Source organism: Gemmatimonas aurantiaca T-27 (genome assembly GCF_000010305.1).
Taxonomy (GTDB): domain Bacteria; phylum Gemmatimonadota; class Gemmatimonadetes; order Gemmatimonadales; family Gemmatimonadaceae; genus Gemmatimonas; species Gemmatimonas aurantiaca.
The window spans coordinates 3,038,934-3,064,346 of the sequence record NC_012489.1 but is presented as its reverse complement, the minus strand read 5'-3'; the positions used below and the strand labels follow the sequence as shown (position 1 = coordinate 3,064,346).

General features: G+C 65.4%; 27 protein-coding genes. 15 read left to right on the top strand and 12 right to left on the bottom strand.

Annotation, left to right across the window (positions count from 1 at the left end):
• Nucleotides 1–6 precede the first annotated feature (6 nt).
• Nucleotides 7–555, bottom strand: a complete 549-nt coding sequence (locus GAU_RS13425; protein ID WP_041265531.1) for a hypothetical protein — start codon at nt 553–555, stop codon at nt 7–9.
• A gap of 246 nt (nt 556–801) precedes the next feature.
• On the opposite strand from GAU_RS13425, the gene GAU_RS13420 reads away from it, so the two are divergent.
• The 5 genes from GAU_RS13420 (at nt 802) to GAU_RS13400 (ending at nt 6,983) form a co-directional block, all read left to right on the top strand.
• Nucleotides 802–1,038 carry a hypothetical protein gene (locus GAU_RS13420; RefSeq protein ID WP_015894422.1) on the top strand — a complete coding sequence of 79 codons (237 nt, stop codon included), beginning with the start codon at nt 802–804 and terminating at the stop codon, nt 1,036–1,038.
• 6 nt (nt 1,039–1,044) lie between these two features.
• Nucleotides 1,045–1,965 (top strand): pseudouridine-5'-phosphate glycosidase, encoded by a 921-nt coding sequence (locus GAU_RS13415; protein WP_015894421.1) that lies wholly within the window; start codon nt 1,045–1,047, stop codon nt 1,963–1,965.
• Nucleotides 1,966–2,026: 61 nt separating this feature from the next.
• Entirely contained in the window at nt 2,027–3,214 is a 1,188-nt protein-coding gene (locus GAU_RS13410) for a tetratricopeptide repeat protein (RefSeq protein ID WP_015894420.1), read from the top strand.
• 8 nt (nt 3,215–3,222) lie between these two features.
• Entirely contained in the window at nt 3,223–4,275 is a 1,053-nt protein-coding gene (locus GAU_RS13405) for a tetratricopeptide repeat protein (RefSeq protein WP_015894419.1), read from the top strand.
• A complete protein-coding gene (locus tag GAU_RS13400) occupies nt 4,272–6,983 on the top strand; it encodes a M16 family metallopeptidase (protein WP_015894418.1) in 2,712 nt (903 codons plus the stop codon). The genes GAU_RS13405 and GAU_RS13400 overlap by 4 nt, the downstream gene beginning before the upstream one ends.
• Before the next feature lie 7 nt (nt 6,984–6,990).
• Here GAU_RS13400 and GAU_RS13395 read toward each other — a convergent pair whose 3' ends face one another.
• Entirely contained in the window at nt 6,991–8,520 is a 1,530-nt protein-coding gene (locus GAU_RS13395; RefSeq protein ID WP_015894417.1) for a hypothetical protein, read from the bottom strand.
• A gap of 137 nt (nt 8,521–8,657) precedes the next feature.
• On the opposite strand from GAU_RS13395, the gene GAU_RS13390 reads away from it, so the two are divergent.
• Complete coding sequence (locus GAU_RS13390) at nt 8,658–9,218, top strand: CDP-alcohol phosphatidyltransferase family protein (RefSeq protein WP_015894416.1); 561 nt, start codon at nt 8,658–8,660, stop codon at nt 9,216–9,218.
• A 127-nt stretch (nt 9,219–9,345) separates the two neighbouring features.
• Here the strand turns inward: GAU_RS13390 and GAU_RS13385 are convergent, their stop codons facing one another.
• Nucleotides 9,346–9,615 carry a hypothetical protein gene (locus GAU_RS13385; protein WP_015894415.1) on the bottom strand — a complete coding sequence of 90 codons (270 nt, stop codon included), beginning with the start codon at nt 9,613–9,615 and terminating at the stop codon, nt 9,346–9,348.
• A gap of 121 nt (nt 9,616–9,736) precedes the next feature.
• Nucleotides 9,737–10,666, bottom strand: a complete 930-nt coding sequence (locus GAU_RS21040; protein WP_052574447.1) for an alpha/beta fold hydrolase — start codon at nt 10,664–10,666, stop codon at nt 9,737–9,739.
• A gap of 170 nt (nt 10,667–10,836) precedes the next feature.
• Here GAU_RS21040 and GAU_RS21035 point away from each other — a divergent pair, with 170 nt between their 5' ends.
• Nucleotides 10,837–11,565, top strand: a complete 729-nt coding sequence (locus GAU_RS21035) for a thioredoxin domain-containing protein (protein ID WP_015894413.1) — start codon at nt 10,837–10,839, stop codon at nt 11,563–11,565.
• Between the two features lie 11 nt (nt 11,566–11,576).
• On the opposite strand, the gene GAU_RS13370 is transcribed toward GAU_RS21035, so the two are convergent.
• Nucleotides 11,577–11,972, bottom strand: a complete 396-nt coding sequence (locus tag GAU_RS13370) for a hypothetical protein (protein WP_015894412.1) — start codon at nt 11,970–11,972, stop codon at nt 11,577–11,579.
• Between the two features lie 127 nt (nt 11,973–12,099).
• The gene (acs, locus tag GAU_RS13365; RefSeq protein ID WP_015894411.1) at nt 12,100–14,064 is read right to left on the bottom strand and encodes an acetate--CoA ligase; all 1,965 of its coding nucleotides are present in this window, start codon (nt 14,062–14,064) and stop codon (nt 12,100–12,102) included.
• Between the two features lie 142 nt (nt 14,065–14,206).
• Between acs and GAU_RS13360 the strand changes: the two genes are divergently transcribed.
• From GAU_RS13360 to GAU_RS13325, 8 genes are read left to right on the top strand one after another with little or no spacing between them, the layout of a single operon-like run.
• Nucleotides 14,207–14,998, top strand: a complete 792-nt coding sequence (locus tag GAU_RS13360) for an ATP-binding cassette domain-containing protein (RefSeq protein ID WP_052574446.1) — start codon at nt 14,207–14,209, stop codon at nt 14,996–14,998.
• A complete protein-coding gene (locus tag GAU_RS13355) occupies nt 14,995–15,690 on the top strand; it encodes a heme exporter protein CcmB (protein WP_015894409.1) in 696 nt (231 codons plus the stop codon). Before GAU_RS13360 ends, GAU_RS13355 begins: the two co-directional genes overlap by 4 nt.
• 11 nt (nt 15,691–15,701) lie before the next feature.
• Nucleotides 15,702–16,430 (top strand): cytochrome c biogenesis protein CcsA, encoded by a 729-nt coding sequence (gene ccsA / locus GAU_RS13350; protein ID WP_015894408.1) that lies wholly within the window; start codon nt 15,702–15,704, stop codon nt 16,428–16,430.
• Nucleotides 16,427–16,696, top strand: coding sequence for a hypothetical protein (locus GAU_RS13345; protein ID WP_169307684.1), 270 nt, complete (start codon nt 16,427–16,429; stop codon nt 16,694–16,696). The genes ccsA and GAU_RS13345 overlap by 4 nt, the downstream gene beginning before the upstream one ends.
• On the top strand, nt 16,693–17,514 hold the full coding sequence (locus tag GAU_RS13340) for a uroporphyrinogen-III synthase (RefSeq protein WP_156799032.1): 822 nt from the start codon (nt 16,693–16,695) through the stop codon (nt 17,512–17,514). Before GAU_RS13345 ends, GAU_RS13340 begins: the two co-directional genes overlap by 4 nt.
• A 50-nt stretch (nt 17,515–17,564) precedes the next feature.
• A complete protein-coding gene (gene hemC, locus GAU_RS13335; protein WP_015894405.1) occupies nt 17,565–18,494 on the top strand; it encodes a hydroxymethylbilane synthase in 930 nt (309 codons plus the stop codon).
• Nucleotides 18,491–19,492, top strand: coding sequence for a porphobilinogen synthase (hemB, locus tag GAU_RS13330; protein ID WP_231847926.1), 1,002 nt, complete (start codon nt 18,491–18,493; stop codon nt 19,490–19,492). The genes hemC and hemB overlap by 4 nt, the downstream gene beginning before the upstream one ends.
• Before the next feature lie 28 nt (nt 19,493–19,520).
• Nucleotides 19,521–20,057, top strand: a complete 537-nt coding sequence (locus GAU_RS13325) for an inorganic diphosphatase (RefSeq protein ID WP_015894403.1) — start codon at nt 19,521–19,523, stop codon at nt 20,055–20,057.
• An 18-nt stretch (nt 20,058–20,075) separates the two neighbouring features.
• On the opposite strand, the gene fabF is transcribed toward GAU_RS13325, so the two are convergent.
• The 6 genes from fabF to GAU_RS13295 form a co-directional block, all read right to left on the bottom strand.
• Nucleotides 20,076–21,332 (bottom strand): beta-ketoacyl-ACP synthase II, encoded by a 1,257-nt coding sequence (gene fabF / locus GAU_RS13320; protein WP_015894402.1) that lies wholly within the window; start codon nt 21,330–21,332, stop codon nt 20,076–20,078.
• Between the two features lies 1 nt (nt 21,333).
• Nucleotides 21,334–21,888, bottom strand: a complete 555-nt coding sequence (locus GAU_RS13315; protein ID WP_015894401.1) for an SRPBCC family protein — start codon at nt 21,886–21,888, stop codon at nt 21,334–21,336.
• Complete coding sequence (locus GAU_RS13310; protein WP_015894400.1) at nt 21,885–22,604, bottom strand: methyltransferase domain-containing protein; 720 nt, start codon at nt 22,602–22,604, stop codon at nt 21,885–21,887. The genes GAU_RS13315 and GAU_RS13310 overlap by 4 nt, the downstream gene beginning before the upstream one ends.
• A 36-nt stretch (nt 22,605–22,640) precedes the next feature.
• The gene (locus GAU_RS13305; protein WP_015894399.1) at nt 22,641–23,111 is read right to left on the bottom strand and encodes a flavin reductase family protein; all 471 of its coding nucleotides are present in this window, start codon (nt 23,109–23,111) and stop codon (nt 22,641–22,643) included.
• Between the two features lie 39 nt (nt 23,112–23,150).
• On the bottom strand, nt 23,151–24,401 hold the full coding sequence (locus GAU_RS13300) for an NAD(P)/FAD-dependent oxidoreductase (protein WP_169307683.1): 1,251 nt from the start codon (nt 24,399–24,401) through the stop codon (nt 23,151–23,153).
• A gap of 145 nt (nt 24,402–24,546) precedes the next feature.
• Nucleotides 24,547–25,368 (bottom strand): DUF92 domain-containing protein, encoded by an 822-nt coding sequence (locus tag GAU_RS13295; protein ID WP_015894397.1) that lies wholly within the window; start codon nt 25,366–25,368, stop codon nt 24,547–24,549.
• Nucleotides 25,369–25,413: the final 45 nt, after the last annotated feature.

The following is a 25,413-nucleotide window of genomic DNA, read 5'->3' as shown; positions in this document are numbered from 1 at the left end:
ATCCGATCAGTTGAGGTAGTGATACAGCCCGTAGAGGCCCACGCCCGCGCCACCGACCATGATCAGTGTGCCGGCATCTCCGTCGACCACCGCGCCCACGATCATGGCGGCGAAGCCAACGATCATGAGGGCCGAGCTACTCTGTTTGGACACATGGGGCGCGCGTGGTGCTTCGGCCGGTGCCACCGCGCGTGTCCGCAGAGCCACCGGTTGTGCGGTCACCGCAGCCGCATGATCCGCGGTCACGGCGGTGGTGTCCGCGGTGGCCGGGCTGGCGATGGGGCTTGTTTTGGAACGTGTGATGGAACTGCCGGAAGGCGCTATCAGCGACAGGGTCGACGGTGTCATCGCCTGATGCGCCAGTGTGGCTTGGGATTGCGCCGTTGCCGTCGTCAGCGGCAGCAGAGGCAGCATGGCCGTCAGGATGAGCCCCAGGCGCAGTCCGGATGACATGGATGGACGTGCCATGGCACGAATGCGTGGGGAGAGGTGCGGCATGGCGGACGATGTATGCGCGGCCGTGGTGTGCGCGTGCGGCGAATGCCGTGTGTACATGGTGGGCCTCCAGGTAGGAAGTGCTGCAGGTGGAGTGCCGCTCTGTACCCGATCCCGCCCCTGAGGTGCCGCCGTGGCCCGGCGACCATCGATCCAGGCCTCCCCGGAAACCCGTCGTGACGACCAGTGATGACGGTGCCGCGACGCGGTGATTGGAAAGGACATGGTCGAGGGACTGTCTGGCGCGAGCTGGTGCGCCATCGCAAGTTTCAGACGAGGATACACGTGCACCCTGACCCTGGACCGATGAACGCGCCTACGCCCCAGAAGTTGCGTAAACAGTATGCGAACAACACGCATCCCCTCATCGTGTTGAAGTTCGAGGATGGACACGAAATCAAGATCTACCAGAACACGGGCAAGGTCTTCGATGCGTGGTCCGGCGAGACGATCAAGGTCATGGCCGTGTTCGACCCGACGTCGAGCGACTGGGAACTGCTGGAATCACGAAAGGCCGACGGGTTTCAGGACGCCGAAGGCTGATTCCGCGTGAGTGAGCGCCTGCTTCGGCCGCGCGCCACATCGACCGTGTTCGAAGCGCTCGAACGCGGTGCGGCACTGGTTGCGCTCGAAAGCTCGGTGCTGGCGCAGGGACTCGAGCCGCCGTACAACCGCGAGGCGGCTCGGCGCATGACCGAGGCGGTGACAGCGGTCGGAGCGATACCGGTCATCACCGCCATTTCCCGGGGGACGCCCACCCTCGGCCTCGATGACGAGGATCTCGAGCGGTTCCTGCAGCGTGATGGAGTTCGAAAGGTCTCCGCACGCGATCTGGGCATTGCCATGGCCGACGGGGCCGATGGTGCCACCACCGTTGCGGCCACCTTGGCGCTGTGTGCGTTGGGGGGACTCGAGGTGTTTGCCACCGGCGGTATTGGTGGGGTCCACCGGGATGCGCCGTTCGATGAGTCGGCCGATCTGATCGAACTATCCCGTACCCCGGTGATCGTGGTGTGCGCGGGGGCCAAGTCCATCCTCGACTTGCCGGCCACACTCGAGCGGTTGGAGACACTCGGGGTACCGGTGGTCGGCTGTGGCACCGACGAACTGCCAGGGTTTTTTTCGCTCAGCACGGGGCTCAGGCTCACGTCCCGGTTGGATCGACCGGAGCAGATCGCCCGCGCCTGGCGGGCGCACCGGGCTCTGGGGCGCGAGAGTGCCATGCTGGTGGTGCAGCCTCCGCCGGCCGATGTCGCGATTCCTGCAGACATCGTCGATGCGGCGACCCGGGCGGCCCTGCAGGCGGCCAGTCTCGCGGGGATTCGCGGGGCGGCCGTCACGCCGTACCTGCTGGCTCAGATTCAACAGCGAACAGAAGGACGGTCCGTGTCTGCCAATCTCGCGCTGCTGGAAGCCAACGCGCGACTGGCGGGACAGATCGCGGTGGCGTTGGTCGAGGGAACTCCGTGAACCAACGTCGTGGTGCACGGTACAATCCGGTAACCCGCTAGCTCCGGAGGCTTGACTGGCAATGTCCCACCCGTTCCTGAGTTCCGAGGAGTACGACGAACGCGCCCACGCCCTGTACAACGAAGGGCAGTTCGATGAGGCGCTCGAGTTGTTGCGCGAGGGACTCTCGCTGTATCCCGCTGCGGTGGAATTGCATGTGGGGGCCGGCTACGCGCGACTCGCGCGCGAGGAGTACGCCTGGGCACGGCGCAGTTTCGAGGAAGCCTTGCTGCTCGATCCCGAACATGAGGACGCCCTCGCCGGACTCGGTGAAGTGCTGCTCAAGTTCGGACAAATCGACGCGGGGTTCCGCGCATTCGAGCGAACGCTCACGCTCGGATACGATGACGATGTGGATCTCATGCTGCAGATCGGCCGGGCCCTGTTCCGCGAAGGATACGTCGACATGTCGCTGACGTATTTCGAGCGGGCCGTGCATCATGCCGAAGACTCCAGCGAAGCCGTGGCCTGCATCGGCTATGCGCAGCACCGTTTGGGCAACGACGCGGAAGCGATGGCGGCGTTGCGGCAGGCGGTCACCATCGATCCGCAGTTCGCAGAAGCGCGCGTCTATCTCGCCAACATCCTGTACGATGCCGGCGATCTCGAGGCCGCGTTGCGTGAGTTCGAACAGACCTCGCCGGAAGATCACTGGGATGAACTCGGGATCTGGCGGCTGATCGAACTCAAGAAGTCCATCTACCGGCTCCCGGAAAGCGACGGCGAATTCAAGCCGTGGGAGGCACGCTTGAAGGAACTGGCCGGTGAACCCGATGCCATCGACGACCTGCTCAATCAGATCGAGCAGGCCGCCATGGACGCGTCCGAGGAAGTCTCGGCTGCCCCGTCATCGGGGCAGCTGGAGACGCTCGGCACGTTGCTCACCGGATTGGCCAGCCAGCAGGCGGAATCCGGCCTCGACCTCAATGTCGATCTGGCCGCCGAAGCCCTGGCATCATCGCACGTGCTGAGCGCCGACGCGGGCACGCATCGGGTCATCATGCGTGATGGCACGACGTTCGAAGGCACCTGGGAAGAGATCGTGAAGGCCCTGCGTGATGCGCGGGATGCTGGCCGATCTCTCGAGGAGTACATGGCTGTGGAAGCGCGCCGGTTTTATGGCGCGACCGGTACGCGTGTCGACTCTCATGCCCCGGAAGCATTCATCCGGGGGAGTGCCGACGCTGGCATGCTCCGCATCGTGCGCTGAGTGCTCCGGTGACCCCGCACTCTGCACGCGCCGCGCTGGACGCGGCGCGTGGCGTTTTCGCCGCGTCGGATCGGTACACCGCACCTGAGCTGTGGCATTCGGCACAGGGTGTGTTGCAGGGCGTGATCGGGCGGCCGGAACTCACCGGACAGGCGCTGGTGACGGAAGTACGACAACTTGGCCTGATCAACCTCGCCGATGCGCATGCGCTGGTGGCGCTCGCCGCTTGGGCGGATCGGTCCACCGGGCTGGCCGAGAACGAAGCGGAACGCATTCTGGTGCGTGAAGCGTGGATGGCATTGGAGCATGCCATTCCCGAAGCACCGATCGCCGGCTTTGCCTCCGCCCCTGCCGGCACGCCTCCAACATCCGCACCACATCAAACGTGGGCGCCCGGTGGTGCGGCGTATGGACACGCCAGCGCACAAACCGGGGCGCCGGCAGCACCTCCTCCGTTCATCGGGGATGCGGGTGATGCTGACCGCTCCGTGAAACCACGCCGCCGTTGGCTCTGGCCTGCCGTTGGTGCCGTGGTGTTGCTGGCGGCACTCGGGGGAGCGGGGACGTGGTGGTTCACCACCGGTCAACCTGAACGCGAGCTGGCCGAGGCGATATCGGCGTACCAGCGCGGGTCGCGGGAAGTGGCTCGTACCGCCTTTGCGCGGCTCGCCATGGAACATCCGGACGATGCGCGCCCGCTCATTTACATCGGACGCATCACGCGCGAAGACGGCGACCTGGCTCGTGCCCGCACGTTCCTCACGAACGCAGTGCGCCTGGCGCCGGAGAGCGCGGTGGCCGCGCGGGAGTTGGCGAGCATCATGCTGGCTGACGGGCAACCGGAAATTGCCCGCCGCTTCTACGTGCGTGCGCTGCAACTCGATCCTGGTGATCGTATCGCCCAGGGATTTCTCGGTTGTGCGCTGGTGCGGCTTGGTCGGTTTGACGAAGCCCTGCGTTGGATCCAGCGTGCCGGACCTGGTGAATGGCAGCAGTGCCTCGCGTCGATGCCGGCGCCACTTGGCATGCCTACCCCGTACCCGATGTCTCCACCTCGATGACCACGACGATACAGCGCCCCAGTGAGGCGCTGGTGTTGCACACCGAAACCGTTCGCACCGTACTGCCGAATGGACTGACTCTGCTGGTGCGCCAGGATCGCTCGGCGCCCGCCGTGTCGATTGTGACCCACGTGAAGACCGGCTACTTCGACGAGCGTGATGACGAAGTGGGCATCGCGCATGTGCTCGAACACATGTTCTTCAAGGGCACGCCCACGCGTGGGGTCGGTCAGATCGCGCGTGAAACAAAGGCCAACGGTGGCTATCTCAACGCGCACACGATCTACGACCACACGAGCTACTACACGGTGCTGCCGTCGTCGTCGTTCGTGGCGGGACTGGAGATTCAGTTCGATGCGTACGCCCGGTCGGTCATCGATGGCGAAGAGCTGGCGCGTGAACTGGAAGTCATCATCCAGGAAGTGAAGCGGAAGCGGGACACCGCATCCGCGGTGACCATCGAATCGCTCTACGCGCTGCTGCACGATCATCACCGCATTCGCCGGTGGCGCATGGGCGAGGAAGACGCACTGCGCACGTTCACCCGCGAGAAGCTGGTCGGCTTCTACCGACACTGGTATCAGCCCGGCAACACCATCATGGCCGTCGTAGGTGATGTCGATCCGGATGTCGTGCTGCGGGAGGTGCTGGCGCGCCATGGGACGTTGCCGGCTGGTGCGCCGCCGCGCCCTGCGGGGCCGCTGGAGCAGGCCTTGCCGGGCGTGCGTCATCAGGAGTGGGCGGGAGACATCGCGCAACAGCAGATCGCCTTCGGTTGGCGTACGCCGTCGTTGCATCACGCGGATGCTCCGGCGCTGGATCTGGCGGGTGTCGTCCTCGGGACCGGACGTGCGTCGCGTCTGTATCGTGCCGTCCGTGAACGCCAGTTGGCCAGCTCGGTGTCGGCGTGGAACTACACGAGCGGTGACGTGGGTGTGTTTGTGGCGCATGCCGAATCACCGTCCGAACAGGCGCGCCCGGCGACGCGTGCCGTGTGGCGTGAATTGCAGGCGGCGCGTACCGACGGGATGCGGGCGGCGGAAGTGGACCGTGCCCAGCGTATCCTGGAAGCCCGTTGGTTACGTCGTTTGGAGAGTATGGACGGTCAAGCGCAGTATCTGGCCTCGTGGGAAGCGGACGGCGGCCTCGCGTTGGCCTCGCAGTATTACGACACCCTGTTGTCGCTCGATGCGCGCGCGGTGCAGGACGCGATGCAGCGCCATCTGGCACCCGGGCAGGTGAGTGTAGTGTCGTATCGCCCCGAAGGAAGCGACGAGATCGCTGCTGATGTCGGGGCGCTGCAAGCGATGCTGGATGCCGAAGCTTCGATGGGCAGCGCGGTGATGGTGACTCCGATTGCTGCCACACCGACTGAGGCCACACCGGCACACGCCGACGCACCTGTCGCAGCAAATGTGGTGCGCCCACCGTCCGCAATGTCGTCGAAGGCTCAGAGGCCGCAGGCCGACGTGCAGGGCGATGTGGCGGTGTATCGCACCGACGCCGGTGTGCCGGTGCTGGTCGTGCGGAAGCCCGGCGCACCGCTGGTGCACTTTGGGGCATTCGTGCGCGGCGGTGCGGTGGTGGACGCGCCTGAGCACGAAGGGTTGGCCCGTCTCACGGCGCAGTCGATGCTGAAAGGCACGATGACCCGCAGTGGGGCGCAGATTGCCGAAGTGGCCGAAGCGCTGGGGAGCAGTGTCGGCGTGTCGGCCGGTCTGGAGAGCGTGGGGTGGTCGATGTCGGTGCCCACGCGCCACTTGCCGGCGGCGCTCGAACTGCTGGCCGATGTGGTGCAGCACCCGGCGTTTCCCGACGATGGTGTGGAAACAGAGCGCGCTCTCGCGCTGGCCGAGGTGGCACGCGTACGCGACGACATGTATCGCTGGCCCATGCGACTGGCCGTGACCTCGGCGTATGGCACACACCCCTATGCACGCTCCGTGATCGGCAGCGAAACCTCGTTGGCCGCATTGGGACGTGCTGACGTGGTGGCGTGGCATGCACAGCACGCCATGCGGGGGCCGGCAGTGATCGCGGTCGTGGGTGATGTCGAGCCCGACGAGGTGGCTGCGCTGTGCCAGACACATTTTGCCGGCATGCAGCAGGTTGACGATGTGCCACTACCGGCGCTGCCCTGGCCCGAGACGCGGGTGGCGGCGCGTGACACCCGCGCCAAGCAGCAGTCGGCGTTGGCATTGCTGTTCCCCGGTCCGGCACGGAATGATCCGGCACGCTACGCTGCGCGGGTGCTATCGGCGATTGCCAGCGGACTGGGTGGGCGATTCTTCGAACAACTGCGTGATGTGCAGTCGCTCGCATACACGGTGAGCGCGTTCCCGGTGGAACGGCGTGCCGGTGGAGCCTTCGCGGCGTACATCGCCACCTCGCCATCGCGTGAAGACGAAGCGCGGGAAGGGCTCATGCGGGAGTTCGCGAAGTTCCGTGAGGCCGAGCCTTCTGCGGAAGAGCTGACGCGAGCACGGAACTACCTCGTCGGCACCCATGCCATCAGTCAACAATCGGGCGGTACGGTGCTGGCCGATCTAGTGGACGCCTGGTTGTTCGGCGAGGGGCTGCATGAGCGTCACGAAGAGGCGGCTCGACTCGCGGCGGTCACCGGCGCGGACGTGTTGCAGCTCGCGCAACGGTATCTGCAGCCTGGACTCGAAGCGGAGGGGTTGGTGCAGGGCACCGGCAACTCGTGACGCCGTCTCAGCGGCGCACTTCGCGCATGCGGCGTGAGGCCAGTCCCAGTGAGGTCATCGCACTGCGAATGCGACCGTTCGAAGCGCGTAGCCCCGTCCATCCGTCGTAGTCGGCAGGCTCCCCCACGATGGCCGCGCCAATCCACTCGCGGCGTGAGCCCCAGGCCAGTGCACGCCGGATCGCCGCCACCTGCGCGGCATCACCGTGTGCATGTGGCAATCCGCCAACGGTGGTCAGCCAATGTGGTTGCTGTGCACCACCAGCAGCGAGCGCCTGCGCGTGCCAGCGTTCGAAGGCGCGCAAACGCGCGTCCACTGCGGGCAGTCCAGAGAAACCAGGGAACGCGACGGCACCGAGCAATGTCACCGGCGATCCGCTGCTGGCAGCCCAGGCGTATACGGCACTGTCGGTGGCATCGAGGCGAGTGGCACTCCAGCCCACATGGGTGCGTGGTCGCACGCGGCGCACCTCCTGTGCCGTCTGACGAAGCGTGGCTTGCCACCAGGTCAACGAGGGTGGTGCGGCACCAAGCCACGACGGCACGGGATCGGGCAAGGCCGGAAAGATCACATCGGGGCGAAGACGTTCGAGCACGCGGCCAACGGCGCGTACGCGCTGCGCGTCGCCCGCGACTGGAGCCCGACGGCCGATACGAAGGCCCACCGCCAATCGCAGCGTGTCACCGGTGGCACTGTCCACGCGCCATGGCTCGAGCACACGGGCGAGTGAATCGAGTGCGGCGGGGCGGGTGCCTTCGTCGTCGAGCACGATGAGGACCACATCGGGATCAAAGGCACCGAACAACGCCGTATCGCTGCGTACCGTGCGTGCGAGCGGCACGCCATTGAGCACGGGCAGGAAACGCACGCCGATCAAAAAATCTCCACGCGGACGGGCCTGCATCGGTTCAGCGACGGCCACGTCGTAGCTGCGTACCGCAGCCACACCGCGCGGCCATTCCATGGCCAGCAGCGTGGTGAGCGCCACGGCAGCGAGTACGAGTCCGGCGCGGACAGCCGCTGAGATCCGCCATCGCGCCGGGTAGGCCGGCGCGAGCATCGGCACCAGCGCGGTCAACGAGGAGAGCAGCGCGGCGCGCCCGACGCCGATACCGACGATGACATCGCGTGCCGACACCGCCGCTTGCAGGGCCAGCGGTGCACTGCCGAACTGCGAGACGAGATAGTCACCGATGGCTACGACGGCGAGCAGCAGATCGTAGAGCAGAATCGGAATGCCGACGACAGGAGAGACCAGTCGGATGCCGACGGCGTAGAGCACCTGCACGACAAACGCCACCGCGACCAGCGGTTGCAGCCACGTGATGCCGGAGATGGTGCGTGCCCCCGCTTCCGTACCGGAGGCCACGCTGACAACGAGCGCCGGTACGACCAACAGACCACAGAACGCCGTGAGCTGCGTGAAGAGGCGCGGCGCTTCGCGGCGTGTGGTGATCCACCCGGCCAGCGTGACGTCCCACGCCAGCACGGCGGCCGCAATGCCGATCACCACCAAGGGAAGCGGATCAGTCCACATGTTCCGGCACGATAACGTGCGTGGCGGATCGCTGACAGCCCGTGTGATGCCGCTTCTGTCACACTTGGGAATGCCATGTTGTCTTCGCCTGCCTGCGGCGGGTGTCGCCGGACGGTGCGCTGGGCATAGTTTCCTGCATGGCCCGCGCGTCCGATGCGTCCCGTGTATTGACGCTTCCCAATATCGTGTCCACGTCCCGTGTGGCATTGGCCATCGGCTTCGTGGCGGTCGATGCGGTGCCCGTGCGCCTGGCGCTCATCGGCGCTGCGTCCATCACGGATTTTCTGGACGGATGGATTGCGCGCCGGACACAGGCGGCTTCGCGCATCGGTGCGCTGATCGATCCGATCGCCGACCGGTTGTTCGTGTTGGGCGTGGTGCTCAGCTACGTCATCGGTGGAGAGCTGGCCATCTGGCAGGCGGTCGCGATCATGTTCCGCGACGTGATGTCCGTGATCGGGTGGTTCGTGGCTCGGCGGGTGAGTTGGCTGCGACCGATCACGTTCCGGGCGCGGATCGTGGGCAAGCTGGTGACCGTGTTCCAATTGGCGACGTTCATTGCGGTGCTGCTGGCCCCACGATGGGTCGACGCGCTGGTCATCGTGGTGGCGGTGCTGGGTGTGGTGGCCACCGTCGACTACACCCTCATGCTCTGGCGCGAGCGGGTGCGCACGGACCGCACCGACGAAGCGGGATGAGTCCGGCCTGAAACGACAAACGCCTTCCCGACTGGAAGGCGTTTGTCACTGCGCTTTGTGCTGCGATACGAACGGCTGATCGTGCGGCGTATCGTGCACTGGTCCAGCGTGCGTGCGATGATGCCGATTAAACGGCAGCCGCTTCCTGTGTCTGCTTCTTGGTGGGCTGCGCAAAGCGCTCGCCCAACGTGCGCAGTTCGGTGAACTCGGGAGCTTTCAGCTCCGGGTACCGATTCGACAGGTAGACCATGGTGGCGTCAAACCACTCTTTCTGGTCTTCGGGGTGACATCCAATCACACCGCACTGCATGATCTGCTGGAACAGCTCGTCACGGGCCTCTTGATACGGCGAAGGCACCATGGCGTCACGACGCGGACGAAGCTTCGGCTTGGCCATTTCCTCTGGGTAATGCGTCCAACTGGGCCGCCCGGCGACTCCGGGATAGCCACAAAAATCTAACCGATGAGAGATGCACTTTCTAGGGCTGCACGTGAAGGCAGCTCTTTTGCTACGCAGGTCAACTCTCGTTCGCTGGCGCGGAGCCGGACGGGATACCGGGTTCCACGATCTCACGAATGACATCGGCCAGTGCCGAAGCCGAAACCTCGGCCACCAGCGCGCCAGGCGGGGTCGTTGCGACCCGTGCCTGCACGGATGACGCCGGCAGCAGGGCCGACCAGCGATCGAACAGCCCACGCGTGCCGATGGAGTGAGGCAGTGTCGCCGGCCTCAGAGTCTCCGATATGACAACCGCGGATGCCTCCAGCGGGTCACCACGGCCGAGCCAGAGGTGGGTGTCCACTGCCACATCGGCCAGCCGTCGGCGTTCCGTGTCCGACAGCATGACATGGCTGGCGAGCTGCAGCAGCTCCGCTGCGCCCGCACTTCCCACAAATGGGGCCAGATACCGGGCCACCAGGCGATCGGGCTCTGCCGCGTCTCCCAGGCGCTCCAGCAGCCATGGCTCCAGCAGCGGTCGCGCCCCGAACAGGGCGTTGGCGCTCAGTGCGGAAAGTGCCGAGCTCCGCTGCATGGCCCGGATCATCGGACCAGGGAGCTCCTCCGGATCGAGTGGCTCGACCAGTGCCAGGGATCGGACCCTGGTCGGACGGTGGCTGGCCAGGAGCGCGCCAACCAGCGCCCCGGCATCCTGGGTCACGACCGTGACTTCCCCCAACCGGAGGGCGGTGAGGGCGCGGTCCACATAGTCCGCCTGGGCACTGGCCCCGTAGAGTGCATCGGCGGGGCGGTCGGATTCCCCATGCCCGAGCAAGTCGATGGCGACCGTGGTCAGTCCGGCGGCCGCGAGCCGAGGGGCGACGTCACGCCACAGGAAGGCGCAGGTGGCAAAGCCATGCAGCAGCACGACCGCGGGGCCACCACGGCCCCGACGCTCGACATGCAGGGTGCCCACGCCCACGGGGATGTGCAGGTGCTCGGTGTACACGCTGGCAGGATAGCGCCGGGAAGGGTCGGGCGGGTAGCTTGGCGTAGCTTGGGTGTCGCTCAGCGAACGCGTCGCACGATCGTGCGGCGGGTGTACGGGCGCCCCGCCTGACATCCCCGAAGCATTCTGGAACCCACCGGTGGCCCGCCGCCGGACGACGAGGAGAACGAGTGGCAAAGCCCAGCCCCAAGAAGAAGTCCAATACGGCCTTTCTTGCCGTCATCCTGGTGGTGCTCGTGGCCGGTGGCGCCGGCATCTGGACCGCGATGAAGAACAGCAAGCCGACGCCGATCGAGCTCGCTCCCGGCACGCCGCTGCCGCAGGCGCAGGGCTACCTGTATGGTGACCCGAACGCGCCTATCACGATCATCGAGTTTGCCGACTTCGAGTGCCCGGGCTGCGGTCAGTTCGCCACGGTGCAGGAGCCTGATCTGCGCAAGCGTGTGTTCGACGCCGGGCTGGCGAACTTCCGCTTCTACGACTTCCCGCTCACGTCCATTCACCGCAACACGCTGGCGGCTCACCTCGCCGCGTCGTGCGCCAACGAGCAGGGCAAGTTCTGGGAGTATCATGACTTGCTGTTCGAAGGCCAGTACGACTGGAACTCACAGGCGGCCAGCAACCCGCGCAAGATTTTTGACGGATACGTGACCAAGCTCGGTCTCGATGCTGCGAAGTTCGGTGAGTGCTACGATTCGCAGCGCAATCTGGCGCAGATTCAGGCCAATGCCGCTGCGGGTAGCGAGCGTGGCGTGAACAGCACGCCGACGATCATCATCGGCAACAAGGTGTATTCGCCGGCGCCAACGGCGGATCAGCTCAAGCAGATCGTGGATTCCATCCGCGCCACGCTGCCGGCCACCACGCCGGCCCCGGCCACGGATACCACCAAGAAGTAAGTCCTGCCGCGTCAGGCCCGCCGACGGCGGGCCTGCGCGTCATCCAGACGCAATTCCGGCATCGGCACCGCTTCGGCGGTGCCGTTTGCATTGTCGGGGGTGTCCGTGGCCGATTCGGGATCGTCGGCGTGAGGCACCAGCGTCTCGCCCAGCGCCACGAGGGCGCGGGTCGCGACCACCGACGCGAGCGGTTCCGGAATGCTCATCTCCCGCACGTAGATGTCGAGCGCCCGTTCGTATCCCACGTCTGTGGTCAGCGTGTCCACGAACAACAGCGCGTTCTCGACGTGCGTGCGGATCAGCGCCTCCTCCGCACGGGCCTGCACGAGACGAAGCCGCTGCTCGGCTTCTGCCGAGAGCTTGCGGGGGAACAGCGTTTCCGGGAAGAGCTTGTTCAGAATGGACATATGGGTACTGACGAAATGGCACGCGGACGGGTTTCGTGCCGTGATCTGAATCACCGATAGCCAACACGGCGCCGCACCGGGTGATTTCTACCCGACACGACGCCGCGAGTACCAACCCACGCGGGAATTACGATTCCTGCGCCTCGTACTGATCCTTGAGTGAGGCGACCACCGACGGATCGGCCAGCGTCGTGGTGTCGCCCAGTGCGCGGCCTTCGGCGATATCCCGCAGCAGGCGGCGCATGATCTTGCCCGACCGCGTCTTCGGCAAATCGGCGCTGAACAGGATGTCGTCGGGACGGGCCAGCGCACCGATCTTCTGTGCCACGTGATCGCGCAGTTCGTCGCGCAGGCTGCCACTGGCGGTGAATCCGGCACGCAATGTCACGAAGGCTGCGATGGCCTGCCCCTTGAGATCGTGATGTTTGCCCACCACGGCAGCTTCCGCGACCGACGGATGGTCGACCAAGGCGCTTTCCACTTCCATCGTGCCGATGCGGTGGCCGGACACGTTGAGCACATCATCGACGCGGCCGAGGATCCAGAGGTAGCCGTCTTCGTCGAGTTTGGCCCCGTCGCCCGGGAAGTACAGATCGGGACGACCGGGCCACTTCGAGAAGTACGTGTCCACGTATCGCTGATCGTCACCCCAGATCGTGCGCAGCATGCTGGGCCAGGGGTGCGTGATGGCCAACAATCCACCGCCGACCGTGAGTTCGTTGGCGTTGGCGTCGAGCAGGGCCGTGCGAATACCGGGGAACGGCACCGTGGCCGAGCCGGGCTTGGTGGTGGTGACCCCGGGGAGTGGTGTGATCATGATGGCACCGGTTTCCGTCTGCCACCATGTATCGACAATAGGGCACTGAAAGTCGCCGATATGCTCGTGATACCACATCCAGGCTTCGGGATTGATGGGCTCCCCCACCGAACCGAGCACACGCAGTTGCGAGAGATCGTGCTTTTTGACGTACTCCGTGCCCCACTTCATGAACGCCCGAATGGCGGTGGGCGCCGTGTACAGAATCGTGACGCCATAGCGCTCGCAGATCTGCCAGAACCGGTCCTTGTCGGGCCAGTCGGGCGCACCTTCGTACATCACGCACGTCGCACCATTGGCCAACGGGCCGTACACGAGATACGAGTGGCCGGTGATCCAGCCGATGTCGGCTGTGCACCAGTACACGTCTTCTTCCTTGAGATCGAAGGTGTACTTGGTGGTGGTGGCGACGCCGGTGAGAAATCCACCGGTGGTGTGCACGATGCCCTTGGGCTTGCCGGTGGTGCCGGACGTGTACAGCACGAACAGCACGTCCTCGGCGTCCATGGCTTCGGGCTCGCAATAGCGCGGCACCTGGCGCTTGAGACGATGCCACCAGTGATCGCGGCCTTCCTGCATCTCGGCGAAGGTTTCGTCACCCACGCCACTGCGCCGCCGCATCACCACGAGCACGTTTTCGATGCTGGGGCATTCCTTGAGCGCGACGTCGGCATTGCGCTTGAGCGGCACCATCTGCCCGCGGCGAGAACCACCATCGGCGGTGATGAGCAACTTGCAGCCACAATCGTTGATCCGGTCACGCAATGACTCGGGCGCGAAGCCACCAAACACGACGGTGTGAATGGCACCGATGCGCGCGCAGGCCAGCATCGCGATCACCGCCTCAGGGATCATGGGCAGGTAAATGGCCACACGATCACCACGACCCACACCCAGCTTCTTGAGCATGTTGGCCGCGAGATTCACTTCGCGATACAGATCCCAATAGGTGAACGTCCGACGATCACCCGGTTCGCCTTCCCAGATCAGTGCCGCCTTGTTGCGGCGCGGGCCATGCACATGGCGGTCGATGCAGTTCACCGAGGCGTTCAGCGTGCCACCCTGGAACCACTTGGCGCGCGGCGGCTCCCACTCGAGTGCCGTGGACCACGGGGTCATCCAATCGAGGGCTTCCGATTCTTTGGCCCAGAAGCCGACCGGGTCGGCCGCCGCCGCCTCGCGCAGGGCGTTGTCACGCACCCAGGCACCGGCGCGGAATTCTTCGGAAGGCGGAAACGTGCGTGTTTCCTGCAACAGGACGTCGATGTCGCTCATAGGCTCGGAAGGCCGGGGCAGCCGGCGCGGAAAGGAAGCCAGGAAGGATGCCCGGAGCGGTCAGTCCCACGTGGGTGTGAGGGACATCCGACAGAGGGCGAGTCGTGTCGCGGCCAGCCGCGTGTCCCACTAATGTAGAGCGATGCCAATTCCGCACGGAACCGCTGCGACAGGTGTCGCGGACTCAGCCGCCGATCCGTCGGTGGCAGGAGACGGCGACATTGCGCTGGTCGCGGAGGGGTTGGTACGTGCTTTTGGGTCCCGAAAGGCCGTAAACGACGTATCGCTGCGCCTGTCAGACGGCGAATGTCTCGCGCTCTTCGGCCCGAATGGCGCTGGCAAGACCACCCTGTTACGCCTGCTCGGCGGTCTGCTCCGGCCTACCCGTGGGCGCACCATGCTGCACGGTACTCCGCTGCCCGGGCCGTCCGCCACGCGACGGTTGGTGGGACTCATCAGCCACCATGCGATGCTGTATCCGGCCCTTACGGTACGCGAGAATGTACGTTTTGCGGCCGAGTGCCAGGGCGTGATGGATGCGGACACCGCGACCACGCGTGTGCTGCAGCAATTGCGGGTGCTCGATCGCGCGGAGTCACCGGTGCGCTATCTGAGCCGGGGGTTGCAGCAACGGGTATCGATTGCGCGGGCCCTGGTGCACGGTCCGCGGCTGGTGCTGCTCGATGAGCCCTATACCGGGCTCGACGAAGTTGGTGCGCTGGTGTTCACCGGTGCGCTGCGGGAGCTCAAAGCGTCCGGCGCCACCTTGGTGCTGATCACGCACAATCTGGCCGAGGGGCTGATGCTGGGTGATCGGGCGGCGATCATGAAGGACGGGCAGATCGTGCATGAAGAGCACGCGGTGGACGGCGGGTTCGATCTGCCGCGTTTCCAGGCCTTGTATCGCAGCCTGGTGCACGAGGCCATCGCGTGACGGCACATCGTGCGCCCGCCTTTCTGGCCGATGCGTGGCGCATTGCGCGGAAGGATCTGCTGATCGAGTTCCGTACCCGCAGCGCTTTCCTTGCGGCAACCGTCTTTGCTGTACTGGCGGTGGCGATCTTCCGGTTCACCTGGGATCCCACGGCCATTCCTGCCATGGACCTCGCGCCCGGGGTCCTCTGGGTGATTTTCACCTTCTCCGGTTTGCTGGGGCTCAATCGCTCCTTTTCCCTGGAGCTCGCCGAGCGGGCCTACGACGGGTTGCTGGCGTCGCAGGTCTCGCGCGAGTCGATTTTTGTGGGGAAGGTGCTGGCCAACTTTGTATTTGTGTCGGCCATCCAGATGCTGGCCATTCCGGCGGTCGCGTTGTTCTTCGGTCTGGAGATTGGCGGGGCGTGGGGGGTATTGATCGGCATCGTCCTGCTCGCGGCGCTGGGATTGTCGGCGGTTGGCACCCTGTTCGCCGCTGTCGCCGCCAACACCCGTCTGGCGGAGTTGTTGTTGCCGATGATGACGTTGCCCTTTTTTGTACCGCTGGTGATTCCGGCGGCGCAGGCATCCTCGGTGGTGCTGCGCGGACTACCGCTCAGTAGCGCGATGGAGTGGTTCAAGTTGTTGCTCGCGTTCGACCTGATGTTCGTCTCGGCGTGCATCGTGGTCTTTCCGTTCACGATCGAGGAGTAGAGGTTCGATAGATGGCCACCCACTCGCCGGCGACTCCGGTGACCCCCACGGCGGCGCCCAACTGGCGATCGGTGCAGGGGATCGATGCCTTCCTCATCGTCGCACTGATGGCGGTCGTCGCGGTCTGCGTACGCGCCATCTGGTATACGCCGGTGGACGCCATGCTCGGCGCCGCGCAAAAGATCTTTTACATCCACGTGCCGGCGGCCATTGGCGGGCTGTACATCGCGTGTCCGCTGCTGGCGATTTCGAGTCTGGGTTATCTCTGGATCAAGGACGAGCGCCTCGATCGTCTCGCGGAAGCGAGCGCGGAAGTGGGGCTGCTGTTCATGGGGATGGTGCTGGTGACGGGACCGATCTGGGCTCGCACGAGCTGGGGCACATGGTGGGTCTGGGAAGCCCGCATCACGTCCACCGTGTTCCTGTGGTTGATGGTGCTCGGCTATCTGGTGTTGCGCGGCGCGGTGGAGACGCCGGAGAGTCGTGCGCGTCTGTCGGCCGTCATGGGTGGACTGGCGGTGTTGCTGGTGCCATTTGTGCATCTCACCGTACGCCTGTTTCGCGGCATGCACCCCGGGCCGGTGGTGCTCAAGCCTGAAGCCCCGTCGCTCCCGCCGGAGATGTTGACCACCTTCCTGTGGGCGAATATGGCGTTCCTGCTGCTCTTCTTTGCGCTGCTGCGCATTCGCTTCCGCTGGGCGGGGCTGCGCAACGCGGTCACCGCGCTGGAGACTGCGTGATGCACACGTTCTCCATCACCGCGCTGTTGCAGGACGCTGTGCCCGCGTCCGGACACATTGCCGCGCAGGATACGAGTGGCAAAGTGGCATACGTCGCACAGTCGGGTGGGCCGCCGGACACGTCTTCGTACATGTACGCGGGCTATATCGTGGCGCTGGTCTGTTATGCCGGCTACATCGCGCTCATGGTCCGTCGGATCGCGCACAGCAAGCGGCAACTCGAAGCGCTGAGCCATGGCAACGACTCGGGCGGCAGTGCCCGGTGATTGCACCGCGTGATCGTCTCACGCCGCTAGCGGGGGCCATGGGCTCGCTGCTGGCTGGTGTGCGCATTGCCGTGACACGCACGGTCGAACGGGGCGGCCCGCTGGCCGATGCGTTGCGACGAGTGGGGGCCACGGTGCATGAGATTCCTCTCACCCATATCGAGCCACTCGATGCGGCGCCCTTGCATGCCGCGCTGCGTGAACTGGCGCACTACGACTGGGTGCTGCTCACCAGCGTGAATGCCGTGGAACGACTGGCGCAGGCCGTGCGGGAGGTCGGTGCGGAGTCGGTGATGGAATCGCGTCGTCTGGCGGTGGTGGGCAGTACCACGGCCGCCGCGTGTGAATCGCATGGCTGGCGATTACCCACGGTGCAGCCCGAGCGCATGCAGGCCGAGGGGGTGCTGGATGACTTGGCGTCGCGTTCGGATGTGGAAGGCTCCCGGGTGCTGTATCCCGCTGCGGCTGGTGCGCGCGATGTGCTGCCCGAGGGGCTGCGCGCGCTCGGTGCCGTTGTGGATGTGATCGCGACCTATCGCACCGTACCGGACGCTGCGGGGCAGGAGCGTATGCTGGCGCTGGTGGAGTCTGGCGAAGTGGACCTGGTCACGCTGGCCGCACCCAGTGCGATGGATGCCCTGCTGGACGCCTTGCCGCCCGAACGGGCCAGCCGGTTGCCTGTGGCGTGCATTGGTCCGGTGACGGCACGCGCGGCGCGCCTGGCGGGCTTTCCGGTGAAGGTGGAAAGCACCGCGCCCACGGTGGAAGGCTGGGTGCGCAGCATCGTGCAGGCGTACGCGTCGCGATCGACGGGATGACCTCCGTACCATTCCGCGTGCACGACGGGCGCGGGATCGCCTAGTTTCCGATGATGACTGTCCCCGTCCGAATCGGTACCCGCAGCTCCGAACTCGCCCTGCGTCAGGCGCGACAGGTTGCCGCGCAGCTCGATGCGCGTGGTGTGCCCAGTGAACTGGTGGAGTACACCACCCTCGGCGATCGCATTCTCGATCGCCCACTCTCGGCCATCGGTGAGAAGGGATTGTTCACGGCCGAACTCGAAGCCGACCTGCTCGCCGGGCGCATCGACTGCGCCGTGCATTCACTCAAGGATCTGCCCACGGCCGACCCGCAGGGCATCATCGTCGTGGCATTGCTGGAACGTGAGGATCCGCGGGACGCGCTGGTGGTGCGCGCCGGTGTCGACGCACACAGCCTCGACACATTGCCGGAGGGCGCCCGTGTCGGCACGTCTTCGTTGCGTCGTCGCGCACAGTTGCAGGCGTTGCGCAGTGATCTCGAGGTGTGCGAACTGCGGGGCAATGTGGGGACACGCCTGCGCAAGCTCGATGAAGGTCAGGTGGATGCCGCGCTGCTGGCAGCGGCCGGGCTGCATCGTCTCGGGCTGGCGGATCGCATTGTGGCGTACCTCGATGCGCCGGAATGGCTGAGTGCACCCGGGCAGGGGGCAATTGCCGTACAAGGGCGCGCTGATGACGAGGCCCTGCTTTCCACGTTGTCTTCGCTCGATCACGCACCCACGCGTGTCGCCGTGACGGCAGAACGCGCCTTGCTTGCCGCGCTGGAAGGTGGATGCCAGGTACCTATTGGTGCGGCGGTACTGGAAGAACCGGAATACGGCACGATCCTGCACGCGGTGATCGTTTCTCTGGATGGTTCGTCTGCCGTGCGCGGTGGATATCCCGTTGATCATGCCAACCCTGCGGCATCCGGCATCGAGTTGGCCCGACAACTGCGGGCAGCCGGTGGTGCACAGATTCTTTCGGAGATCCGATGACCGACGCCCACGCTTCACCGGTGATGTCTGCCGTGCGCATGCGTCGTCTGCGTGGCAGCGAAGCCATGCGGCGCCTGGTGCGTGAGACGCGCTTGCATCCGTCGCAGTTCATCTGGCCGTTGTTTGTGCGGTCAGGCACCGGCGTGCGCACGCCGATCGGTTCCATGCCCGGCGTGTCGCAAACGTCCGTGGATGAATTGTTGCGCGACGCCGAGCGTGCGATGACCGCCGGTCTCGGTGGCATCCTGTTGTTCGGCATTCCAGACACGAAGGATGCCGTTGGTAGTTCGGCGTGGGATCCGCATGGTCCGGTACCCGAAGCGGTGCGCGCGGTGAAACGCGAGTTTCCGGACCTGTTGGTGATTACCGACGTGTGCATGTGCGAATACACCGATCACGGGCACTGTGGACTGCTCACCCCCAGTGGCGACGTGGACAACGACGCCACGTTGGCGTTGCTGGCGAAGGAAGCGTTGGCCCATGCCGAGGCGGGCGCGGACATCGTGGCCCCGAGCGACATGATGGATCATCGGGTGGCGTACCTGCGCCAGGCGTTGGATGGTGCGGGGTATACCCATCTGCCCATCATGAGTTATGCCGCCAAGTATGCGTCTGCGTTTTACGGGCCATTCCGCGAGGCGGCCGAAAGCACGCCGGCCTTTGGCGACCGCCGTAGCTATCAGATGGATTCAGCCAACGGGCGCGAAGCCCTGCGGGAGGTCCGGCTCGACGTGGAAGAGGGTGCCGACATCCTGATGGTGAAGCCGGCCGGCGCCTATCTTGATATCATCTCGGCCGTGAAACGTGACACCCGCATGCCGTTGGCTGCCTATCAGGTCAGCGGTGAGTATTCGATGATCAGAGCCGCCGCCGAACGGGGCTGGATCGACGGGGATCGGGCGATGATGGAATCGCTGGTCGCCATTGCCCGGGCCGGCGCGGACATGATCATCACCTATTTTGCCCTCGACGCCGCTGCGCATCTTGCGCGGCGCTGAACACTTCGGAGCACTGAAGGAGCTTTGCATGCTGCACAACCCGTGGCACGACATCCCGGCTGGTAAGCACCCGCCGGAGCAGGTGACAGCGATCATCGAGATCCCCGGCGGCTCGCGCAACAAGTACGAGCTGGACAAGGAGACCGGACACTTCAAGCTGGATCGTGTGCTGTATTCGGCCGTGCACTATCCTGGCGACTACGGTTTCATTCCGCGCACGCTGCACGAAGACAACGACCCGCTCGATGTGCTGGTGAAGATCAACGAGCCGACCTTCCCCGGTTGTCAGATCTCGGCGCGTCCTATCGGCGTGTTGTGCATGCTCGACAAGGGCGAACCGGACGACAAGATCCTGGCGGTGCCGGCCGACGATCCCTACTTCCATGACGTGTTCGATATTGCGGATCTGTCGCCGCACTATCTCAAGGAAGTCGAGCACTTCTTCCTGATCTACAAGGATCTGGAAGGGAAGCGCATGGAGATCACCGGCTGGCGGAAGAGCGAAGAAGCGATGGAAGTCATTCGTCGCAGCATGCAGCGCTACGACGAAGCGTTCAACGCCTGATTTTTGCCGGTGTTCGGATCATGGCTCCGCGGCCCTCAGCACGAGGGCCGCGTTGATGCCGCCGAACCCAAATGAATTGGACATCACCGTATGCAGCGGCATCGATCGCCCGGTGCCCGGCACATGGTCCAGATTGCAGGCGTCGTCGGGCGTCTCGAGTCCCACGGTGGGCGGCACCCACTGATTGGTGAGCGCCAGCGCACTGATAGCGGCTTCGAAGGCACCGGATGCACCAAGCGCATGGCCGTAATAGCCTTTGGTGCTGGAGACCGGAATACGCGAGGCGTGGTCGCCGAAGACCGTGCGGATGGCCACCACTTCGGTGGGATCGTTGAGTGGCGTGCTGCTGCCGTGTGCGTTGATGTAGTCCACCTGCTCCGGTGTGCACTGCGCATCGTGCAGGGCCATGCGCATACACCGCGCCGCCTGCGCGCCGGACGGCAGCGGTGCCGTCATATGGTGCGCGTCGTTCGTGGTGCCGTAGCCCATGACCTCGGCGTAGATGTGCGCACCGCGGGCGAGGGCGCGCTCGCGTTCTTCGAGGACCAATACGGCGGCCCCTTCTCCCATCACAAAACCGTCCCGGTCGCGATCAAAGGGTCGTGAGGCGTGGGCCGGATCTTCATTGCGCGTGCTCATGGCGCGAATGAGTGCGAAGGCGCCAAAACACAGCGTTGCCAGCGGCGCCTCGGAACCGCCGGCCAGCATCACATCGGCATATCCATCACGCACCTGCCGAAAGGCTTCTCCGATCGCCATGCTGCCCGATGCGCAGCTCATCGCGTTGGTGCTGTTCGGACCGCTGATGCCAAACTCGATGGCGAGATTGCAACTCGCCGATCCACCGAACACCGCCAGCGCCAATGTGGCGTCCACACCGCGCAGGCCAAACTGCTGAAAGCGGGCCGCCTGTTCCTCCGCGTAGCCGACACCGCCCAAGGCGGTGCCCATCATGGCGCCGATGCGCTCGCGATCTTCGCGTTCGAGATCGAGACGGGAGTCTTCGATGGCCAATTGCGCGCTCACCACGGCGAACTGGCTGAACCGATCGAGCCGCTTGACGCGCTTGGCATCGAGCCAGCGGGTGGCGTCAAAATCATCGACCTGCGCTGCACACTGCGAGCGAAAGATGGCGGCCTCGAATCGTGTCACCGTGCCAACGGCGGACCGTTCGGCTTGCAGACCAGCCCAGAGCTGTTGTACGCCGGTGCCGATCGGCGTGACACAACCGATCCCAGTGAGCACCACGCGGCGGCGGGCGTTGGGGTGAGACATCTCAGTGCCCTCCCACACGTTGCGCCTGTCTTTCTGCCACAACAGCCAGACCGGCCAGCGTACGCGATGCGATGCCATGTACAAACACCGGCGCGATCACTTCACGTGCCGCGAACGACGCAATGAGCGGCCAATCGGGGCCATTCCAGGTGTGCACGATGCGCGTGAGAGTGCCGCCTTCCACGGGTGTGAAGCTCCACTCCACGTCCATGCCGGTGGTCACGCCGCCGATATGATGAAATCGGATCCACGGTGTTGCGGTGTTGACGGCCATCTGCGAACGCCACCATGTGGGCCAGCCCACGACACCGAAGGGTCGATTGGCGCTCATGTCCACAATGCCGCCCCCGTCGGATCGCCGTTCGAGAAAGCGCACATGACGATAGTGCGCCAGGTGGGCCGGCCATTCTTCCACCGCGGCAGCGACGGTGAAGATCTCGCGCACGGGGGCCCGCACGATCAGCTCGTCGACGGTAATCACCAACCGGTCTCGTCGAGGGGCGTCGAGTGCAAACGGTGTGTCGGTCGCACCACTGCGGGCGTGGGCCTGTGTCATGCGGGTCTCGGAGAGTGGGGCGGGCGCCAGGTGGCGGAGAGGCGGAAGCCGAGTGAAGCGCGTACGAGCGGAGTGCACCCGGTGGCGCGGCGCACGAGGGTGCCAAGCTCCGATGCGGTGTACCCGCGCAACACGGAAAGCATCCCGTCGTGTCGGCTGACGGGGTGAAACCCCAGCAAAAACGAACCGGACCAGAGTCCTCCCACGGCCAGCCAACTACGGCGCAGGTCAGCCACAATCACGGCATGGCGCGCGACGCGGGTGCATTCACGCAGCAACTGGTCGGCCGGTGCTCCGTCGAAGTGATGCAGAACCTGGGAGCACATCACCACATCCACGCTGGCATCGGCGAGCGGCAGTTGCATCGCGTCACCCACCAGGGCCGCGTGGCACTGCGCCCCCGCCGTGCGGGCCAGCAGCGGTGTGCGCTCGAGGCCAAGGGCCCGCATCGCAATACCACGACGATGGGCAGCGCGTACAACCGCTGCGGGGATGTCGCCAAGGCCGGTGCCCAGGTCGAGCAGCGTGCGTGGTGTGGACTGTGGCGCTCGAGACCATTCCTCGAAGAGTGGCCCGAACGCGCGCAACACGACCAGACGCCCACCGAAGAAGAGGTTGGCCAGCGCCACGTCGCGCAGTGAACGCAGCGCGAGGCCACCATCCACGGCAGGATCGTCGAGCAACTCCTCGCCACGGCGCTTGCTTGGCGTCAACACGTGCCTGTGTTCGCCAACCCACGGTACGCGATGCGATCAGCGCTCGAGCGTGGCATAACCTCCACGGTAGTACAGCAGTGGACGGCCATCACTCATGCCCGCCTGCTCCACTTCACCCACATAGATCACGTGATCACCCGACGGATGCTGCGCCACGACGCGACACTGCATCCACGCCAGCACCCCTTCCAGTCGCGGGTCACCCTCGCTGCCGTGATAGCCGATGCCTTCGAAGCGCTGACTCATGACACTCGCGAAGCGGCGTGACAACGCTTCCTGATCATCCCGCAGCACATTCACCGCAAAACTTTCGGCCCGCGCCATCACCGGTGCCGTGCTGGCATCGTTGCCGATGCACACCAACACCAGCGGCGGATCGAGGCTCAGTGAAGAAAAGGCGCTCACCGTCATGCCATGCGGATTGCCGTTGGCGTCCCGGGTGGTCACCACGGTGACCCCACTGGCAAAACGTCCCAGGACTGCGCGAAAGAGATCGTTGTCGATCATGATGGCGTATGCAGGAAGGCGTTGGGAAACACCATGGGTTCAGGAGAGAAAGCGGAGCAGGGTACGCGGCGACAGCACCGCCGATGGCGGCACGAAGTCGCCGGTGGCGCCGATGAGCAGATCGGCCAGATCTCGATCCCGTGACAACACCCGGGCGGCGTGATTGAGCAGCGGCGGCCACGCCACCGCCAGCATGATGAGCCGCTCGAGTCGCCACTTGCCGCCAAACGTGGTCCGTCGTGCCTGCTCGTACGACATCAGTGCCTGTCGACGTCGGCGTGCATCGGGAGCGTGAACAACCGCGTGTGCAATCGGGGCAAGCAACTCACCACCGGCGAGCGCGGCGTAGATGCCTTCACCGGTGAATGGATCGAGGAAGTCTGCGGCGTCACCGGTCAGCATCACGCCGGGGGCCCACGACCGACGCGCATGTGACGCGAACGGACCGACGGCCCGCACAGGCGTCATACGTTCGGCGTTCACAAATCGCTCGGCGAGTTGTGGATGGGCACCGAGCCACGTGGTGAGTGTGTCTGCCGGTGACTGCCGCAGCGCGCGGGCCGTACGGGTGGGCAGCACCAATGCCACGTTGGTGATCGATGCGCCGTCGCCGTTACCGACCTGGGCCAAGCCCACATACCCATTGTCGGTCACGTGCATCTCGCCGAGTGTGCCCATGCGGGCCACGTTGCGATAGTGCGCGACATAGGCGACCCGCCGCGGCCAGCGTGCACGGTGAGCCAGACCTGCACGACTGGCCACCACGGAATTGAGGCCGTCCGCGCCCACCACGAGCGAGGCGTGCACTGTACGCAGCGTCTGTGGTTCGTCGTCGCGTGTCAGTTCCACACCGTTCACCGTGCCGTCAGCATCTCGGCAGAGCTGGGTCACGCGCGCGCCCTCCATCACCGTCACACCAGCGGCACGCACACGGTTCAGCAGGAGGGCATCGAGATACTCCCGCCGAATACCCAGTCCACGGTCGCGAAAGCCGCGGTAAGCGTGTTGTGCCGCAAACTCCCCGTGAATACGGCCTCCGGCTGGTGCGTGCACCACCATGCCGGTCAGGTAGGTTGCCGCACCCTGCTCGAGATCGGCCAGCGCGCCCATGCGGTCGAGGATGCGACTGCCTTCGGGGCTCAGATACTCCGCGCAGGGTTTGGACCGGGGAAAGCGCGCGCGATCCACGAGACACACGGACAGTCCGGCCTGCGCACAGTGCCAGGCCGCCGACGCGCCGGCCGGCCCTCCGCCCACCACAATCACCTGCCACGGCCCACTGTCACTCATGCCGGTCACATCCCTGTCGGTGTTCACCGTGTGCATTGATGCGTCGTCGTGGGTCTGCATACACCCATGTCGCCTGTGCGTCACCAACGGCATCGCACGTGCCCGCTTTGGAACATAGCCCCGTGTCAGGTCGGGGCGGACACGGCTACCCCACGGGCAGCAGATACTGCCCTGCGGCTGCCGTGAACGCTGCCGCGAGGGTGCAAAACAGATTCACCACGTCGTTGGTCATCCAGGCCCACCCGCCGTCGGCGCGGGTGGGGGTGCCACAGCGATGCACCGGTTGTTCCGTGGCTTCACGGCAGTGGTCACAGTGACGGCGTGACTGGGTGGTGGCGCCGAGCACCGTGTCGGTGAAGGCACCGACCACGCCGGACGCTGCTGTCAGCCAGAGTGCGCCGGCGGGGATGAGACCGATGATCACGGCCACACCACCGAGCAGGAGGGCGGCGACCACCAGGGCGACCGATCCGACCGCACTGACTGCCCCCGATGTGCCGGGCTGGACCCGCGACCATGTGCGCAGCGAAAACGGCGTGCCGCGCCACCAGGTCCCCACTTCCGTGGCGGAGGTGTCGGCGCCAGCCGCGACGAGGGCCGCGGCGGCCACGACGGAAACTGTTGGCGCCCAATGGGGCATCACGACCGCGATGGTCGCGAGGAGGAAGTAGATGCCGCCGTTGGCGAACACTTGTCCGGCGTCGCGTCGCCCCCCTTTGGCGACGATGCCATCCGTGCGCTGCGCTTTGCGGCGGTGCCCGACACGGGACAACAGGGAGGCGTACAAGAACCACACCACCAGAAACCCACCCCAGGGCCACCCCGCCATCATGGAGACGGTACCACCTACGGTGGCCGCCAGGGCACCGGAGGTGGACAGGCTTTGGGCGCGCCGGGCGGCAAATGCGATACCGGCGGAGGCCGCGAAACCGAGCAGAGCCGTGGAAATCGGGGGCGGAATGGTCATTGCGGAGCACAATCTGGGCCTGTGTCGTGTGCTGCGCTTGAATGG

What these genes read in the sequence shown, in the direction of transcription:
- GAU_RS13425 (WP_041265531.1), bottom strand. Translation starts at nt 555, where the DNA reads ATGTACACACGGCATTCGCCGCACGCGCACACCACGGCCGCGCATACA.
- GAU_RS13420 (WP_015894422.1), top strand. Translation starts at nt 802, where the DNA reads ATGAACGCGCCTACGCCCCAGAAGTTGCGTAAACAGTATGCGAACAAC.
- GAU_RS13410 (WP_015894420.1), top strand. Translation starts at nt 2,027, where the DNA reads ATGTCCCACCCGTTCCTGAGTTCCGAGGAGTACGACGAACGCGCCCAC.
- GAU_RS13400 (WP_015894418.1), top strand. Translation starts at nt 4,272, where the DNA reads ATGACCACGACGATACAGCGCCCCAGTGAGGCGCTGGTGTTGCACACC.
- GAU_RS13395 (WP_015894417.1), bottom strand. Translation starts at nt 8,520, where the DNA reads ATGTGGACTGATCCGCTTCCCTTGGTGGTGATCGGCATTGCGGCCGCC.
- GAU_RS13390 (WP_015894416.1), top strand. Translation starts at nt 8,658, where the DNA reads ATGGCCCGCGCGTCCGATGCGTCCCGTGTATTGACGCTTCCCAATATC.
- GAU_RS13385 (WP_015894415.1), bottom strand. Translation starts at nt 9,615, where the DNA reads ATGGCCAAGCCGAAGCTTCGTCCGCGTCGTGACGCCATGGTGCCTTCG.
- GAU_RS13370 (WP_015894412.1), bottom strand. Translation starts at nt 11,972, where the DNA reads ATGTCCATTCTGAACAAGCTCTTCCCGGAAACGCTGTTCCCCCGCAAG.
- acs (WP_015894411.1), bottom strand. Translation starts at nt 14,064, where the DNA reads ATGAGCGACATCGACGTCCTGTTGCAGGAAACACGCACGTTTCCGCCT.
- GAU_RS13360 (WP_052574446.1), top strand. Translation starts at nt 14,207, where the DNA reads ATGCCAATTCCGCACGGAACCGCTGCGACAGGTGTCGCGGACTCAGCC.
- ccsA (WP_015894408.1), top strand. Translation starts at nt 15,702, where the DNA reads ATGGCCACCCACTCGCCGGCGACTCCGGTGACCCCCACGGCGGCGCCC.
- hemC (WP_015894405.1), top strand. Translation starts at nt 17,565, where the DNA reads ATGATGACTGTCCCCGTCCGAATCGGTACCCGCAGCTCCGAACTCGCC.
- hemB (WP_231847926.1), top strand. Translation starts at nt 18,491, where the DNA reads ATGACCGACGCCCACGCTTCACCGGTGATGTCTGCCGTGCGCATGCGT.
- GAU_RS13325 (WP_015894403.1), top strand. Translation starts at nt 19,521, where the DNA reads ATGCTGCACAACCCGTGGCACGACATCCCGGCTGGTAAGCACCCGCCG.
- fabF (WP_015894402.1), bottom strand. Translation starts at nt 21,332, where the DNA reads ATGTCTCACCCCAACGCCCGCCGCCGCGTGGTGCTCACTGGGATCGGT.
- GAU_RS13315 (WP_015894401.1), bottom strand. Translation starts at nt 21,888, where the DNA reads ATGACACAGGCCCACGCCCGCAGTGGTGCGACCGACACACCGTTTGCA.
- GAU_RS13305 (WP_015894399.1), bottom strand. Translation starts at nt 23,111, where the DNA reads ATGATCGACAACGATCTCTTTCGCGCAGTCCTGGGACGTTTTGCCAGT.
- GAU_RS13300 (WP_169307683.1), bottom strand. Translation starts at nt 24,401, where the DNA reads ATGAGTGACAGTGGGCCGTGGCAGGTGATTGTGGTGGGCGGAGGGCCG.
- GAU_RS13295 (WP_015894397.1), bottom strand. Translation starts at nt 25,368, where the DNA reads ATGACCATTCCGCCCCCGATTTCCACGGCTCTGCTCGGTTTCGCGGCC.